The 13,464-nt window shown below is 63.1% G+C and carries 12 protein-coding genes and 3 pseudogenes; 5 read left to right on the top strand and 10 right to left on the bottom strand.

The window, feature by feature from the left end; genetic code table 11:
- The first annotated feature begins 49 nt into the window (after positions 1–49).
- Complete coding sequence (gstA, locus tag XAN126_RS0104580; protein ID WP_024277422.1) at positions 50–667, top strand: glutathione transferase GstA; 618 nt, start codon at positions 50–52, stop codon at positions 665–667.
- Between the two features lie 68 nt (positions 668–735).
- On the opposite strand, the gene XAN126_RS0104575 is transcribed toward gstA, so the two are convergent.
- Entirely contained in the window at positions 736–1,647 is a 912-nt protein-coding gene (locus XAN126_RS0104575) for an AraC family transcriptional regulator (protein ID WP_024277421.1), read from the bottom strand.
- Between the two features lie 122 nt (positions 1,648–1,769).
- Here XAN126_RS0104575 and XAN126_RS0104570 point away from each other — a divergent pair, with 122 nt between their 5' ends.
- Positions 1,770–2,735, top strand: coding sequence for an SDR family NAD(P)-dependent oxidoreductase (locus XAN126_RS0104570; protein WP_024277420.1), 966 nt, complete (start codon positions 1,770–1,772; stop codon positions 2,733–2,735).
- 19 nt (positions 2,736–2,754) lie between these two features.
- Here the strand turns inward: XAN126_RS0104570 and XAN126_RS0104565 are convergent.
- Positions 2,755–2,946, bottom strand: a pseudogene (locus XAN126_RS0104565) (carboxymuconolactone decarboxylase family protein); the annotation flags it as partial.
- A 94-nt stretch (positions 2,947–3,040) separates the two neighbouring features.
- Between XAN126_RS0104565 and XAN126_RS0104560 the strand changes: the two are divergent.
- The 3 genes and pseudogenes from XAN126_RS0104560 to XAN126_RS28890 form a co-directional block, all read left to right on the top strand.
- Positions 3,041–3,430: an Rrf2 family transcriptional regulator gene (locus tag XAN126_RS0104560; protein WP_029876710.1), complete on the top strand. Its 390-nt coding sequence runs from the start codon at positions 3,041–3,043 to the stop codon at positions 3,428–3,430.
- Positions 3,405–3,863 (top strand): annotated as a pseudogene (locus tag XAN126_RS27545) (ATPase, T2SS/T4P/T4SS family); the annotation flags it as partial. The gene XAN126_RS0104560 and the pseudogene XAN126_RS27545, both read left to right, overlap by 26 nt.
- Positions 3,857–4,012 (top strand): annotated as a pseudogene (locus tag XAN126_RS28890) (conjugal transfer protein TraI); the annotation flags it as partial. The pseudogenes XAN126_RS27545 and XAN126_RS28890, both read left to right, overlap by 7 nt.
- 169 nt (positions 4,013–4,181) lie before the next feature.
- On the opposite strand, the gene XAN126_RS28615 reads toward XAN126_RS28890, so the two are convergent.
- The 8 genes from XAN126_RS28615 to qatA all read right to left on the bottom strand — a co-directional run bounded on the left by XAN126_RS28615 (position 4,182) and on the right by qatA (position 13,348).
- Positions 4,182–5,555, bottom strand: coding sequence for a hypothetical protein (locus tag XAN126_RS28615; protein WP_197024001.1), 1,374 nt, complete (start codon positions 5,553–5,555; stop codon positions 4,182–4,184).
- Positions 5,556–5,558: 3 nt separating this feature from the next.
- Positions 5,559–6,683 carry a hypothetical protein gene (locus XAN126_RS0104545; RefSeq protein ID WP_024277416.1) on the bottom strand — a complete coding sequence of 375 codons (1,125 nt, stop codon included), beginning with the start codon at positions 6,681–6,683 and terminating at the stop codon, positions 5,559–5,561.
- Positions 6,680–7,927, bottom strand: a complete 1,248-nt coding sequence (locus XAN126_RS0104540) for a HipA domain-containing protein (RefSeq protein WP_024277415.1) — start codon at positions 7,925–7,927, stop codon at positions 6,680–6,682. Before XAN126_RS0104540 ends, XAN126_RS0104545 begins: the two co-directional genes overlap by 4 nt.
- On the bottom strand, positions 7,920–8,255 hold the full coding sequence (locus XAN126_RS0104535) for a helix-turn-helix transcriptional regulator (RefSeq protein ID WP_024277414.1): 336 nt from the start codon (positions 8,253–8,255) through the stop codon (positions 7,920–7,922). The genes XAN126_RS0104540 and XAN126_RS0104535 overlap by 8 nt, the downstream gene beginning before the upstream one ends.
- 65 nt (positions 8,256–8,320) lie before the next feature.
- A complete protein-coding gene (gene qatD, locus XAN126_RS0104530; RefSeq protein ID WP_024277413.1) occupies positions 8,321–9,085 on the bottom strand; it encodes a Qat anti-phage system TatD family nuclease QatD in 765 nt (254 codons plus the stop codon).
- Positions 9,082–10,452 carry a Qat anti-phage system QueC-like protein QatC gene (gene qatC / locus XAN126_RS0104525; RefSeq protein WP_024277412.1) on the bottom strand — a complete coding sequence of 457 codons (1,371 nt, stop codon included), beginning with the start codon at positions 10,450–10,452 and terminating at the stop codon, positions 9,082–9,084. The genes qatD and qatC overlap by 4 nt, the downstream gene beginning before the upstream one ends.
- Positions 10,449–11,357, bottom strand: coding sequence for a Qat anti-phage system associated protein QatB (qatB, locus tag XAN126_RS29335; RefSeq protein WP_029876709.1), 909 nt, complete (start codon positions 11,355–11,357; stop codon positions 10,449–10,451). The genes qatC and qatB overlap by 4 nt, the downstream gene beginning before the upstream one ends.
- Positions 11,357–13,348: a Qat anti-phage system ATPase QatA gene (gene qatA / locus XAN126_RS0104515; RefSeq protein ID WP_024277410.1), complete on the bottom strand. Its 1,992-nt coding sequence runs from the start codon at positions 13,346–13,348 to the stop codon at positions 11,357–11,359. The genes qatB and qatA overlap by 1 nt, the downstream gene beginning before the upstream one ends.
- Between the last annotated feature and the right edge of the window lie 116 nt (positions 13,349–13,464).

Below are 13,464 nucleotides of genomic sequence, written 5' to 3'. Positions count from 1 at the left end.
AGGCCTGTCAATGTGGGGGGCAACGCACCCCCTCAGCGAGGCCCCGACGATGAAGCTCTATTTCGCGCCCGACACCTGTTCGCTCTCACCGCACATCGTGCTTCAGGAGGTCGGACTGCCCTACGAGCTCGTCCGCGTGAACAATCGGACGAAACGCACATCCACGGGAGAGGACTTCCTCGCCATCAATCCGAAGGGCTATGTCGCGGCACTCGAACTCGATACCGGCGAGGTTCTGACCGAAGGGCCGGCCATCGTTCAATATCTGGCCGACCTGAAGCCGGAGGCGGGATTGGCTCCGGCCCCTGGCGCCCTGGCACGGGTTCGGCTCCAGGAATGGCTCAACTTCATCACCAGCGAGGTCCATGCCGGATCGAGCCCGCTGTTCAATCGAGCCTTGCCGGAGGAGGCGCTGGTGATCTTCCGGGATCGGCTGTTCCGGCGCCTCGACTTCATCGAGGCGAACCTCGCATCTCGGGATTATCTGGTGGGCGACGGCTTCACTGTCGCCGACGCCTATCTCTTCACCGTGCTCGGCTGGATGAAGGGGTTTTCGATCAATCTCGACCGTTGGCCGGCGACCGCGCGCTACATGCTGCGGATCAGCGCGCGGGCGTCCGTCCAATCTGCTTTGGCACGGGAGGCGGAGATTCCTCCCGTGGAATGACACGCAAGTTCGACTTCGACCCGTTGATCGGAAAGCGGTCAGCGGACACGGCGCGCGGCAGAGAAGATTCAGGGAGCGTCGTCTCGTCGGAACTTTCCCGGCGCACAGCCGACGACCCGCCGGAAGGTCGTGCTGAAGGCCGCTTCGGATTCATAGCCGATGGAAAAGCCGATCGCCCCGACGCTGTCGTTCGTTCGCTTGAGCCGTTCAGCCGCGAGCACCATGCGCCAGCGGATGAGATAGTCCAGGGGCGGTTGTCCAACCGCTTCTCGGAAGCGCGCAGCGAAAGTGCTGCGCGACATGCCGGCGATGGCTCCCAGTTCTGCGAGCGTCCAGTGGCGAGCGGGCTCGGCGTGCATGGCGCCGAGCGCTCTCGTCAGCCGGGGGTCGGACAGCGCCGACAACCATCCGGCGGGTTTGTCCGTCCCGGAGGCGAGCCAGAGCCGCAAGACTTGCAAGAGCATGATCTGAGCGAGGTGCTCCGCCATCAGCGTGCCGCCTGGAGGCCGATCTTTCAGTTCCGCAGCCAGTTGCTGCAGCGACCAGCGCAGAACGGCAGCCTGGTTCGAGGCGTCACGCACATGAACGATTGCCGGCAAGGAGCCGAACAACATTCCGGCATGATCGCCTTCGAAAGAAAAACGGCCGCCGATCAAGAAAAAGTCGCCGCCGCCGTTGCAGGTCGCCATGCCGTCGACTGCCTGATCATAAATGGTGGGAGATTCGATCGGGGGCAATGCGAGGTCCGTCGCGAAGAGGAACGGACGGCCGCGCGTGAGCAGGAAGCAGTCGCCGGCTTCGATCCGTCGCGGCTCCGGTTCCCCGTCGACCTGGACCCAACAGGCGCCGCGCATGACCGCATTGAATTTGATGCCGTCATGCGGAGGAAAGCGGATTGCCCACTCACCGCCTGCGTCAAGGCCCGCGCTGATGGCGGTTTTCGGCTTCAGAAGCGACAGAACGTCGGACAATGGGTCCAAGGCGAAAATCCAGACGATCGAGAAGGAAAGGCAGATTATACGACATGGATCGTGCGGGCGCCACGGGTCATCATTCCCGAGAGCAAACATGCGGGCGAAACCGCACCTCTTGGAGAGACACTATGATCGACAATCAGAAACCACTCGGGTCCGGCTATGGGGCAAGAAGCACCGCGACGGATGTTCTCGCCAATATCGATCTCACCGGTAAGCGCGCGATCGTCACCGGAGGCCATTCGGGGCTCGGCTTGGAAACGACGAGGGCGCTTGCCGCTTCTGGAGCCCAGGTCATCGTTGCCGCACGCAATCCAGCGGCAGCGGCGGCAGCTACGAAGGACATCGTCGGCGTGACGGTCGAGCCGTTGGACCTGTCGCACCTCGACAGCGTGCGCGCCTTCGCCGAGCACATCCTCACCGGTGGCCAACACATCGATATTCTGATCAACAACGCCGGCATCATGGCCTGCCCGGAGGCGAGGGTAGGACCAGGCTGGGAGGCGCAGTTCGCCACCAATCACCTCGGGCATTTCACGCTGACAAACGCGCTTTGGCCGCTGCTCGAAGGTGGTGCACGTGTCATCTCGGTCTCTTCGGCCGGCCACCACAATTCGCCAATCCGTTGGGACGACCTTCATTTTGTTTGCGGCTACGACAAATGGCGCGCCTACGGCCAGTCGAAGACGGCGAATGCGCTATTCGCCGTCCATCTCGGCCGGCTTGGGCGCGAAGCCGGCGTGCAGGCCTTCTCGCTTCATCCCGGAAAGATCTTCACGCCGCTTCAGCGGCATCTGGCGCAGGCGGAGATGATCGCCGAGGGCTGGCTCGACACGAGCGGTGCGCCAGCCGACCCGACCTTCAAGACGCCTGAGCAGGGCGCGGCGACGCAAGTATGGGCCGCGACCTCGCCGATGCTCGACGGTCTTGCCGGTCTCTATTGCGAGGATTGCGATATTGCCGTGCGCGCCGAGACTGCAGGCGAACCGTTCGTCGGGGTTCGAGATTACGCCGCCGATCCCGATGAGGCCGAGCGGCTCTGGACACTCTCGGCCGAACTCACCGGCATCGATGCCTTCGATGCATCGAGGTGATGCCATGCGGGTGGGCGTCCATCCCGTCCGCCAGAGCGTCCTTCACATGCAGGTCAACGCAGTAGGCGCAGCCGTTGATCTGCGAGGCGCGCAGCTTGACGAGATGCAGCGTGCGCTTGTCGAGGCCCGACTTGGTCACGGCACCGTCGAGGGCTCGGACGGCCTGATAGAGCTCGGGCGCCAGGGAGGCGATGTTCAGTCTGGGGTGCATGGAGGCCTCCTGTATCGAATTGAGTTGGTGTGAAATCATGGATAATATATATCCATGATTAGGGCGTAATCCAAGAGCGGAACGGGAGACGGCGATGCGGCGCATGAGCGACGGGGTGGAGGCGGCATTGCACTGCGCGCTGGTGCTCGCGGGCCTGCCGGAGGGCAAAGTGCTTCCGGGTAAGAGCCTCGCCGAACTGCACGGCGTCTCGGAAACCTATCTTCTGAAGCACTTGCGGGCGCTCACTGCTGCTTCCGTCATTGATGCCGTGCCGGGGCCGCGCGGCGGCTATCGGCTGGCGCGCGACCCGGAGCGCATCACGTTGCTCGACATCGTGGAAGCGATCGACGGGCGCGAACCCGCCTTCGTCTGCCGTGAAATCCGCCGTCGCGGTCCCGGCAAGGCGAAGGATCCGTGCGTCTACAAAGCGGACTGCTTCATCAAGACCCGCATGATCGCTGCCGAGGAGGCTTTTGGAAGATGAGTCCGTCGTCGAAGTAATGCTGAACCCCGACGGGCGTATCTGGATCGATCGTCTTTCCGAAGGGCTATCGGACACGGGCGAGCATCTGTCGCCGGCCGATGGCGAACGCATCGTGCGCTTGGTCGCACATCACGTCGGCGCTGAGGTTCATGCCGGAGCCCCGCGCGTTTCGGCCGAACTGCCCGAGACCGGCGAGCGGTTCGAAGGGTTGTTGCCGCCGGTGGTCGCAGCCCCGGCCTTCGCCATCCGCAAGCCCGCCGTCGCCGTGTTCACGCTCGACGATTACGTGCGCGCGGGGATCATGACTGCCGCTCAGGCCGAAGCACTGCGGACGGCTGTCTCCTCCCGCGCCAACATCCTCGTCGCCGGCGGCACCTCGACCGGCAAGACAACGCTGACCAATGCGCTGCTGGCCGAGGTGGCGAAGACAACCGGACGACGCCCGACGGCCTTGCCGCCTTGCCGAAGGACTATGCCGGTATCCCGAAGCTCGGTCCGCCGCTGCCGGGCGACCTCGGCCGCCCCATCCTCAGCGCCCAAAATGCGGGCCAACCGGTGCCGACACCGGGAATCGCGACGCCCAATCCAGGGATCGCGCCGCTGTCGAACTGGCATTTCAAGAACAGCAAGCTGCCGCTGTTGCTAGGGCGGATTCAGGCGCCGGGCGTCCACGCGGCCCGCGACCCGCAGTCGCCTGTCTGACTCTCATGTCTGCGGGCTTCGTCTGGCCGGCCTGCGTTTCCGCGCCGGCTTATTCATCATCCTCAGCCAGCGTTTCCGGCGGCGGCAGCACCCAGCCGTCGGACTGAAGGAAGGTGATAACGTCTTCGTATTTGTCGGTCCGGCGCATCCGGCGAATGTGTTGATAGAAGCGATTCCGCGCATCATGGCTCGGGCGGTCGGCGGGCGTCGCGTTGCGCAGCAGAGCGAGTAGAAGCGTGTCTGTCTCGGCTGCGTCCCAATTCTGCCCGTTGTCGATCACGGCGTCGAGAAGCTGGTCGAGTTGTTGGCTGCCGAGCCCGCCGGCGAATGGCGTGATCAGGTCGCTGAAGTTCGCTTCTGACCTGCGCCAGCTACCAGAGCCTTGGTATTCTTCGACTGCCCGGGCCCACAGGTCGGCGAGCGGTTGCGAAGCGACTGCGTTGACGAGGTGCTCTCGATCGAGGGCGGCGATGAGGGCTAACAGCGCGGCGCGGAATTGCGGGAGGGTCACGCCGGCCAGGATGCGATAGTCGGCGAGCGTCGCTGGGTCGGCATTGTCGATCGTCGCCTGCAGGGCCGTGCGTGTCGGCTCCTGAAGCTGTGGCCAGAAATCCGGAAAAGCCGCGATGAAGGCGATGGCGCGAGGCCGGTTCGCCGGCTCGAGATTGTCGACCAGCCTGATGATTGCCTGCGCGACGTCCGGCCAAGCAGGAGCGGCGCGGTCGCGCACCGCGACTAGCGAAGGAATGATCTTGCGATGGAGCGGGTCCCATTGCGCCGGCACGCCCTTCAGGAGAGATTTGGCAAGCACCGTGCCGAAATTGCGGACGTTCTGGGCGCGGACCCGCGCGAGGTAGCGTTGCTCGACATAGTCGAGGATGCGCTCATAGGCGGTCGGAAAGCCCGGTGACTGGACGTCAACGTCATAGAGGTCGAAGATCGCCTTGCCCTGCAGGGGTTCTTGCGACAGCACGAGATCGACAGCATTGACGAGGTGAAGCCGCACCAGCTCTGGCGATGGTTCGAAGAGATCGGCCTCCGCCGAGAAGGCTGGGTGGGCGCAGAGATGCCGATCTTCGCGAAGGCGCTCCAAATGGGTTTTGGCGATGCGATTGACGACCTGGGTGTTGGCCGTCGCATCTTCGAGGATGCTCCCTTCAAGCTGAAGCAGCTTGGCGATGTCGCCTGCGACAGTCGCGTTGTCCCAGGACTGGAGAAACGCAATCGCGGCCGCGTCGCCCATGGCGCTCAGCCCGCGGTACTTGGCGATTACATCGTACACGAGGGCGACCCAGGCGGAGGTGAGTGCGCCACGCAACGCGCCGGCCTTGTAGGCTTTCACGGCGTCAAGAAAATACACCTTCGACTGCGGATGCCGAATCCGTGTGAGGAGTATGTCGAGATCTACAAATCCAGTGTCCACGGTTTAGGCGCCTCCAATTATGCGTCGTTCTGTGCCGAGCGGGATGATCCAGCCGCCAGCGCGATCCGGCCGCGCGAAATCACCGGGACTCACCTTTTCAGCCAGACGGCCGCGAATGGTCACCGCTTCGCCGTCGATTGCCGCACGGATTAGGTCTCGGTCTACTCCGACGAAAACCGGACGTAGGTTGAGCCGGACCAAGGCCTCCTGATCGACGGTGCTGGCGACCGCGTCGGTGATCGGGCCAGCCCGCGTGACGATCCCGCCCACCAAGCCGTCAATGTCTTGGGCCTTCTCCACTTGTCCTATCGGCGCATTGTCGAGAACGGCGCGGGCGCGCGCGGCGGCATCCCGGAGTGGTCGCGGGAAGGTTTGGCGTGTCAGCGTGCGCAGCGCCTGGGCGAGTTCGGCATGGCCAAGGGGTTCGATCATATTGGCGACATGCAGACGGAGCAAACCAATAAAGGGAGCGTCCTTGTCTTGCTGATCGATCGGATCGCCCTCGTCGACGGGATCGCGAACCGACAAGTAGGCGTCAGCGGGATTAGAATTGGCTACGCCCCACCGGGTGGCGACCGCGATCCGCTTCACGGTGACTCTTCGGCCTTTGAGCGTCACGTCGATGCGTCCTGCTTGCGTCCAAGCGCGCGCGAGCGCTTTCGCCGGTCCGCCCGGGTCGTGACAGCCCTTGGCCTCCGCGATTGTGAGCGAGGTCAGATCAGATTTGCATGCGATCCAGTCGGGGAGATCGCCTCGGGCGAGGCGCTTGATCCTGGCCTGCTTGCGACGGTCGAGATCGATCACGTTGTTGCCGAGGTGGGCGAAGATGGAGAGGCCGAAATATCGTTCGAGATAAGCGCGGGCTACAAATCGTCCAAATAGGCCTGACAACGCGACCTTCACTTCGCGCGCGTGGCCGAGCGGTTGTTTGAAAATGAAAGGCGTGCCCACGCCGGTCGGCGCCAGGAGTGCGTCGAGAATGGACCATGCGCCATAGGCAGCGCCCGGTGTCTGGAGCACTTCGCGGATACCGGCATCCTCAATATCTGCTACGTCTAGGTCGACGGTCGCGCCAGTGACGGCGCTGGCAGATGGTGGATCGAAACTGTGAAGGAAGGTTCTCGTCATAAGGCCAGCGCTCGCTTGAGATCATCATGCTCGAAGGCACTGGCCATGCGGTTGATTTCGGCAGCGCGCGCGCCGACCGCCGTAGCGGTCTCGCGCCACGTCGCGGTCACGGTTGCAACCTCTTTGATGATGTCGCGGGCCTGCGCCAGCGTGAGGGCGAAATACTCTGATGCCTGTTCGAGCAGATCGAGCGAGCAAGTGCCCTCGTCGAGATCAATGTTGGTTGTCAGAACCCGCGCCTTGAGATCGGTCGGAACGGGATTGAGATCGTAGGCGGGGGAAAGTGACCATCCCGCCTTTCCGAGCCACAAGAAGCCGTGGTTGCGTAGGTGATCGTCCACGTTGGAGATCAGTACGTTGAAGACGACGCGCCGGTAAAGGGCATGAGCGTCGGATTTCCCCTGAGCGCCGTACTGAGCCAGGGCATCGACGATCTCGGGATAACTACCGCGTTCACCGTCTTTTGCGCCCATCATCGCCATTGCGGACAGGAAAGGAATACGGATCGTGCCAGCACGGTCGAAGCGCCGCGATAGCATCACCGCCTTGCCGGCGACTTCGATAAGTCTGTGTTGTGGGGTGGCGATGCCGACTTGGTCAGCCAGCCGCAGCGCGATTTCTTCCCAGGTCTCCATGCTGTAGTCGTCGGTTTCCTTCGGAAACTTGGCGATCGAGAGGTGACCGTGTTGGTCGATAACCGACGCCTTCGGACGCGCACCGCCGAGGGAGGAGCCGGGGGCGAAGATGAGCTGGAGATCTTCGTCCGTTTCCTCGTCCCGGAGAATCCGCTCGGTGATCTGGAGCAATCGGCCGAGCTCGATTAGAGCAGGAACGCCTGCACGGATCGGCGCCTGGAATTGGTCCTCGCCAACCCAGCGAAAGCGAAGCGCGCCAAGCCTGGTCTCGTCGGCGACGCCGAGCAGATAGTCGCTTTCGGCCAGGGTGCGCAGGGTGCGGCCATCGCGCTGGGCGTTTCGCCGCTCCGCACGTTGCATGAGGCGGCGCCCCCAGGTGTCCGGCGCGGAGTCCCCGATGGATCCGAAGGTCGTCAGTCCCGCCGGAGGAGCGAAGGCGCCGCGCGTCAGTGCAAGCGCCGGTTCCAGCGAAAAGCGGTCTGGATCCTCAAGCCATGCCCCGTCATACTCGAAGAGGATGGTCTCCGCGCCTCGGACACGATTGCTCCTCGCCCGCCCGATCGGCCGTGTGCGGCCGTCCAAATCGATATGGACCTCGAAGTCAGCCATCGGAGGACGATCCGGTTGGCCGCTTGAGATGGGTGCGCTTGGGCAGGTCAGCGCTGGCGAGCGCCTGGCCGACGCTGTCGTTGCTGATGTCGGCAACTTGGCTCAGACCGTCGAGCAGGCCGAGCGCCTGCAGGACGCCGGCATAGATGCCGACGCTGACGCTGGTGTCCCCAGCTTCGACCCGCTGCAATGTCGAGCGAGACGTGAACGCGCGTTCGGCTACGACCGCCATCGGCAGCCGTCGGCGTCGACGGGCATCGTGAATGTCCGCTCCAAGCTTGCGTAGCGCGCGCCGCACAGCAGCAGGAGGGTTGTGTGGAGTCGGCATTTTGACACCTTCGCACTACAGATCGGCGGCTTATGTAGCACGAAGCTGACAATTTTTCTAGCCCTTCAAGGGCGTCGTGCCAATAGCGAGCTAAGGTTCGATCTTAGCGCCGTTGTCACGGCATCCACCGGGACCTTCCGAATGCCGGCGATTGCGGCCGCCGTGGCTTTCACGTCAGCGGGTTCGCTGGGACGGCCGTCAACCTGCGTGAAGGGGCCGTCTGTTTCCGTTAGGATCCGATCTATGGGCAAGTCGCGGACGAGAGAACGGCCACGATCCGTGCGGGTCATCTCGGCATTGACGGAAAAATAGCAGTCGAGCATCGCTGCACGTCGAGCTTCGCTTTTGCTTCCGGTGAACCAGTGAAGCACGACGGTGCCGCGGTCTTGAGGGAGATGCTGTTCAATCATATCGAGAACTGCCGAAGCGCTCCTCACGCTGTGCACCGTGAGAATTTTGTTTCCGGCTTCCGCGCATCGCTCGAGAATACCGCGGAACACGCGCTTTTGCGCATCCATGGATTTGTAAAAGCGCGGACCGGCGTCGAGGCCGACTTCGCCGACATAGCGTGTCTCAGATAGAAAGCGCTCCCACAATGGCAGCTCCGCGGCGCGCTCTGCCACGAGTTGCGGATGCAGGCCGAGCGCAGCCCTCACATAGCGGGTGTGGCGCGTGAGCTCCTGGTTGCGCGCCCAGGCCTTCGGCGTCGTCGTGACGGTCAGTGTGTAGATCCGAGCTGCTTCCGCCCTAGCGATCGCGGCCTCATGGTCGGGATACAGGTCGAGATGGCAGTGGAAGTCGACGCCGGCGGTTTGAGCATTCTCAGTCATCCCGGCCGCGTCCTCACGTCTGCCAGCAGCGCGCCAACCTCCTCAAGACCTCGCCGGTAGACACCTGCGAGCGCCATCTGCCGGGCCGGCGATTCATCGAAGAGCGGACCAGGTTTATGGATGAGGATCGGCGCCAGCGCCGGTCGGGCGCGAAGCCGATCGATCGCGAGCTGGAAGGAGCGAATTTGGACGCCTTCTGATTGGCGTGTGTCAAGCGCGCGGGCGGTGAGGTCATCGACCGTATAAACGGTTGGATCTGGATCAGGGCGTAAGCCGGCAACGAGGGCTGCCCGCCTGATGAGACAGGGCAGGCAATAGCCACAATGCTGCGTGCCAAGGCCCTGCCAGCGCCCTTTGGTCGGAGATGCGCAGGACAACGACGAGGGAACCAGCCCGCGAAGTAACGCACCATTGGCGCAGGCAGCGACCATCTCACCCTTGGTCCTGTCCCAATAGGGATTTTCAATCCTGCCGTTCAGGCCAAGCCCATGGAGCGCGTCATTCCAGCGGGCGATGTAAAAAGGATGGGTGGTGCGCCTACTCAGCGCGCCGAGGCGCAAAGGATCAAGCGGCACGTTGACAGCGATGAGGCCGTTCTCGGGAACTTTCAAGCTGAACGGCACTTCGAGGCCGCTGCCGGCAAAGATGCCGAGGGCGAAGAACAGGAACGACCTGCCTCGCGTCGTGTTCTCTCCTTCTGATCCGCGGACGAAACCATCCGGGTACGCCATCCAAAGGCGCAGGCGATCGAACGCGCGACCGCGATAGTGGGTCTTCAACGTATCGAAGATGGTGGACTGCGCATCGCTGGTCGCACCTTCGCCTGCGTGACTGATCAGAAGCGGTGTTCGGCCATTTTCGAGAGCATCGATTGCGCCGATGAGGCTATCGAGGCCACCCGAGAAAAGTGCAAGGTCATCGAACGGAGGACCGATGAGTCGAGCAGGGCGAGCAGGCGCGACCCTGACGAAAAGATGTGGTCGGGCGCGGAACGCGATCGACCAGCGGTCGCCGGTGAGAAAGTTCAGCATCCGGACGAAAGTCGGCGCGACCGCGGTCCAGCGATCGGGGTCGGCGACGGGAACGATCAGCCGGATTTCGCGGGTCCAGCCGTCTTGCGATTCAGTCGCCCGCGAAATGCGCGTGTCCGCAGCATGGACATGAGCGGCCAGGACCAGGATGTCGACACCAATTTCCGTGGGGTGAACATCGAGCCGTGACAGATCGCTTATCGCGCGGCCGATCCCGTGATCGAGTGTCCGCTCGCCGGCAATTAGGTCGAGACGTGTTTCGACTTCGCCATCGCCGAGTGGGAAGCGGCTGCGGTCGCCAGGGCCGTATCGGCCTATGATGACGTGTCTCCTCATGCGCCTTCCGCCTCCGCCTCGCCCATGATCTGCAAGATCCCGAACGCCTGCTCGTAAATGCGACCGACAAATTGGAGCACACGATCGGGCGTAAGCGCAGCAGCGGCGGCACGAGCGGTCGTGAGCGCATCGGCCACGCCGCGCCGGATGAAGTCGTTCAATTGCGCCTGGACACGCGCAGCTTCGCGGCTGTCCGACGGCAGGGTGATCGTTTTCGCCCCGATGTCGTTGCAGAGCCGCGCTTCTATCGCGTTGGTGGCGTAGAGTTCGAATACCGTCTGCATCTGGTCGGCGGTGAGGCCGTCGAGGTCGGTTATGCCTGCGCCGGCGAGATCGGTGATCGTCTCGATAAATGCTTCGCGTGCGATGCCTTCATCGATCGAACCTCCGTCAGGGCATACATAGTCCGCCAAACCGAGGAAGATTTCTTCGATCGGCCGCCCAGCGAGAGCGCCGAGGTTGAGCGCCCGAAGGGCTTCGGTCGCACCGCGGTTAACGGCATCTGACAGGAAGCCAAGCAAGCGGCTGCCCGCGCCACGCGCCGATCCCATCCGTGCAGCGGCCGTGCGTGCCCCGCCTGAGGATGAGCCCACATAGTGCGACACCGCTCGACCGAGGCTCTTGCGATCGCTGCCGCCCGAACCAGCAAAACGTGAGAAGTTGTTGCGAGCCGCTGAGAAGCGCGCTGGATCGGCTAACGGCGGTATCGGCGGGCGGGACGGCGGTTCCGGAGGAGCGGCTGGTGGGGCACCGTCTGTTGGCGCATCCGCAGGCGAACCATCTGGTGGCCCAACATTTGGTGGAGTTCCGTCTGGAGCGGCCGGCGGTGCGCCATCATCGCCTAGCCAGCTCGGGACGAGAGGCGTTCCGCCGCCCTGGCCGCCGAATGCACTGGAGGTGCCCATCAGTTAAGCCCCCGAATGCTCGGTCCCTGCCGAGTGCGTAGTACGCCGCTGGCGGCTGTCTTCAGCATTACGCTTCCTTCTTTGCTCCACGCTTGGAGGAGGCGGTCGAAGCGTTGACTGGCGTCGCCGTCCTTGAGGACGCCCTCCCAGCCGCTGCAGACCCAAGGGCCGAGCCGATTACGTGGCAACGACTCCAGGAAATCGACGAGGCTGTTTTGAAGCGTTGGCTGCGCCTTAACGAGGACCGCCAAGCCGGTAGCGCCCGGCGGTTCGGTGTCAAAGCTGTCGCCGCCGACGACACGGCCGCGCACAGCTTCAAAGACTTGTGCAGCCTCTGGTGGAGCCAGGCGCTTAAGATCGGCTTCCAGCCCCTGCACCGCGAACTTGCCGCCGAAGAGCTGCTCGACCACAGTCGCCAAGTGGCCAAGCACGGAGGCTGCACCGAAATAGTCCTTCCGGTCCTTGGCGACGAACAGGTATGGACGAAGATCTTCGCCGCCGATAGCTGTAGGCACCGCTGCCCAGGCTTTGATCGCCGGCGACGAAAGCCATTCGCTCAGGAGCGCGCTTTCGGTGGCTTTCACGGCTTCCAGCTTGGGCGCGGGCTTCGCGTCGTCATCCCCCTTCACGGAAGGCTTCTTGGGCTTGACGGGACTGGTGTCTTCCTTGGCGGTTGCCGCAGCCTCGAGGGCCGATAGGTCGGGGCATTTTCCATCTGCTGCCGCTGCGGCGGCAGCGGCAATCTGGTCGAAGAGACGTGGAAGGAAACGTTCGGCAAGCATCAGCTTCGCAAGCACCGGCAGCTTGACGTCGTCGCCGAACCCCCTCGCTTCGGCAGTGCGCTGCCGCAGCACCAGCGTGTTCAGAAACCGTTTGATCTGACGCGGGTTGCCCTTGGTGCCGCTTGCCAGGATCGGCCCGATCTGATCGCTGAGCGCCAACGCATTGTTGGTGCGCGAAGCCTTTTCGCCCAGCGCGGTTCTGACTGTGGCTGCATCGAGCGCACCCGAGGTCCAAGGGCGCTTCAACCGTTCACGAGCAATCTTGATCAAGGCGTTGAATGCGGCGTCGTTCTCGCCGAGTTCGGCACCGACGAGGAGAAGCGTTACGTAGATCCGTGTTTCCGTGTCGCCGAGCGCCGGGATGCGGAACGGCACCTGGATGAGCTTTTCAAGATAGTTCCGAGCATATGTCTGTGGGCCGGTGGTGTCCGGCAGATCGGGGAAGTGCTTGCGCACGGCATACTCAATCATCGCCTCGTCCGCGGCGACGACGAAAGCAGTACGCGATGTGAAGACGAAGAGGCGCACAGCCTCCAACGTCTCGATCGCGGTATCTGGGAGGCAGCGATCTAGGTCATCGATCAGGACAACGAGCTGCTCGACGCCGGCTTTGTCGAGGAGGCCGTCGAAAGCCTTCCGGAATGCGTTGATCTCCTCGGGGACATTGGTCGAGGCGCCGTCGCTCTTGGGCTTGAGTAGGCCCTTCACACCTTCGACGGCGGCTTGGAGATTATCCTTGGTAGCGAGTTTTGCCGGATCTGCGAGGAAACCTTCCAGCGTTCCCACGATGGCCTGAATTTGATCAGGTGTTGGAATTCCTGTGAAGGTGGTGAAGGCGAGCCCTCCGGCTTTTTTCGCAACCTTGAGCCAGTCGATACGCCGAAAGACATCCTTGACTGCCTCGCCTGCCTTGGTGAGGGCGGGGCGCTTATCGATGAGGCCGGTGACGATGCCCTCGATGAGAGCGATTTTGGCGTCTTCGAATCCTTGGAAACGCCAACCGTTGAACTTCAGACAGAGGACTTTCGCCTCGCCTTCGAAGCCCGCTTCGATCATTTCCAGCACGCTGGATTTGCCTGCTCCCCAATCACCGTGAACACCGACAGTGACCGGTTGATCCGGCCGATCGCGTAGGAGCCTGATGACGGTTGCCGCGATCGCCTCGTTGTTGAGGAGGTCAACCTTGGTTTCATTGTCCGTTAGGATCATTGCCCCCCCCCAACAGCTTGGCACCGAAGTCCGGCGCCTTCGGTGGCCGAGCTCGGTACCGCGACTATGCTGTCGCTTTCATGCTCCCAAATATGGAAGTTGTGTAGCACGAAGTG

The sequence above is a fragment of the Xanthobacter sp. 126 genome, from assembly GCF_000526175.1.
GTDB classification, from domain to species: Bacteria; Pseudomonadota; Alphaproteobacteria; order Rhizobiales; family Xanthobacteraceae; genus Xanthobacter; species Xanthobacter aminoxidans.
This window is presented reverse-complemented; position numbering and strand designations above follow the sequence as displayed.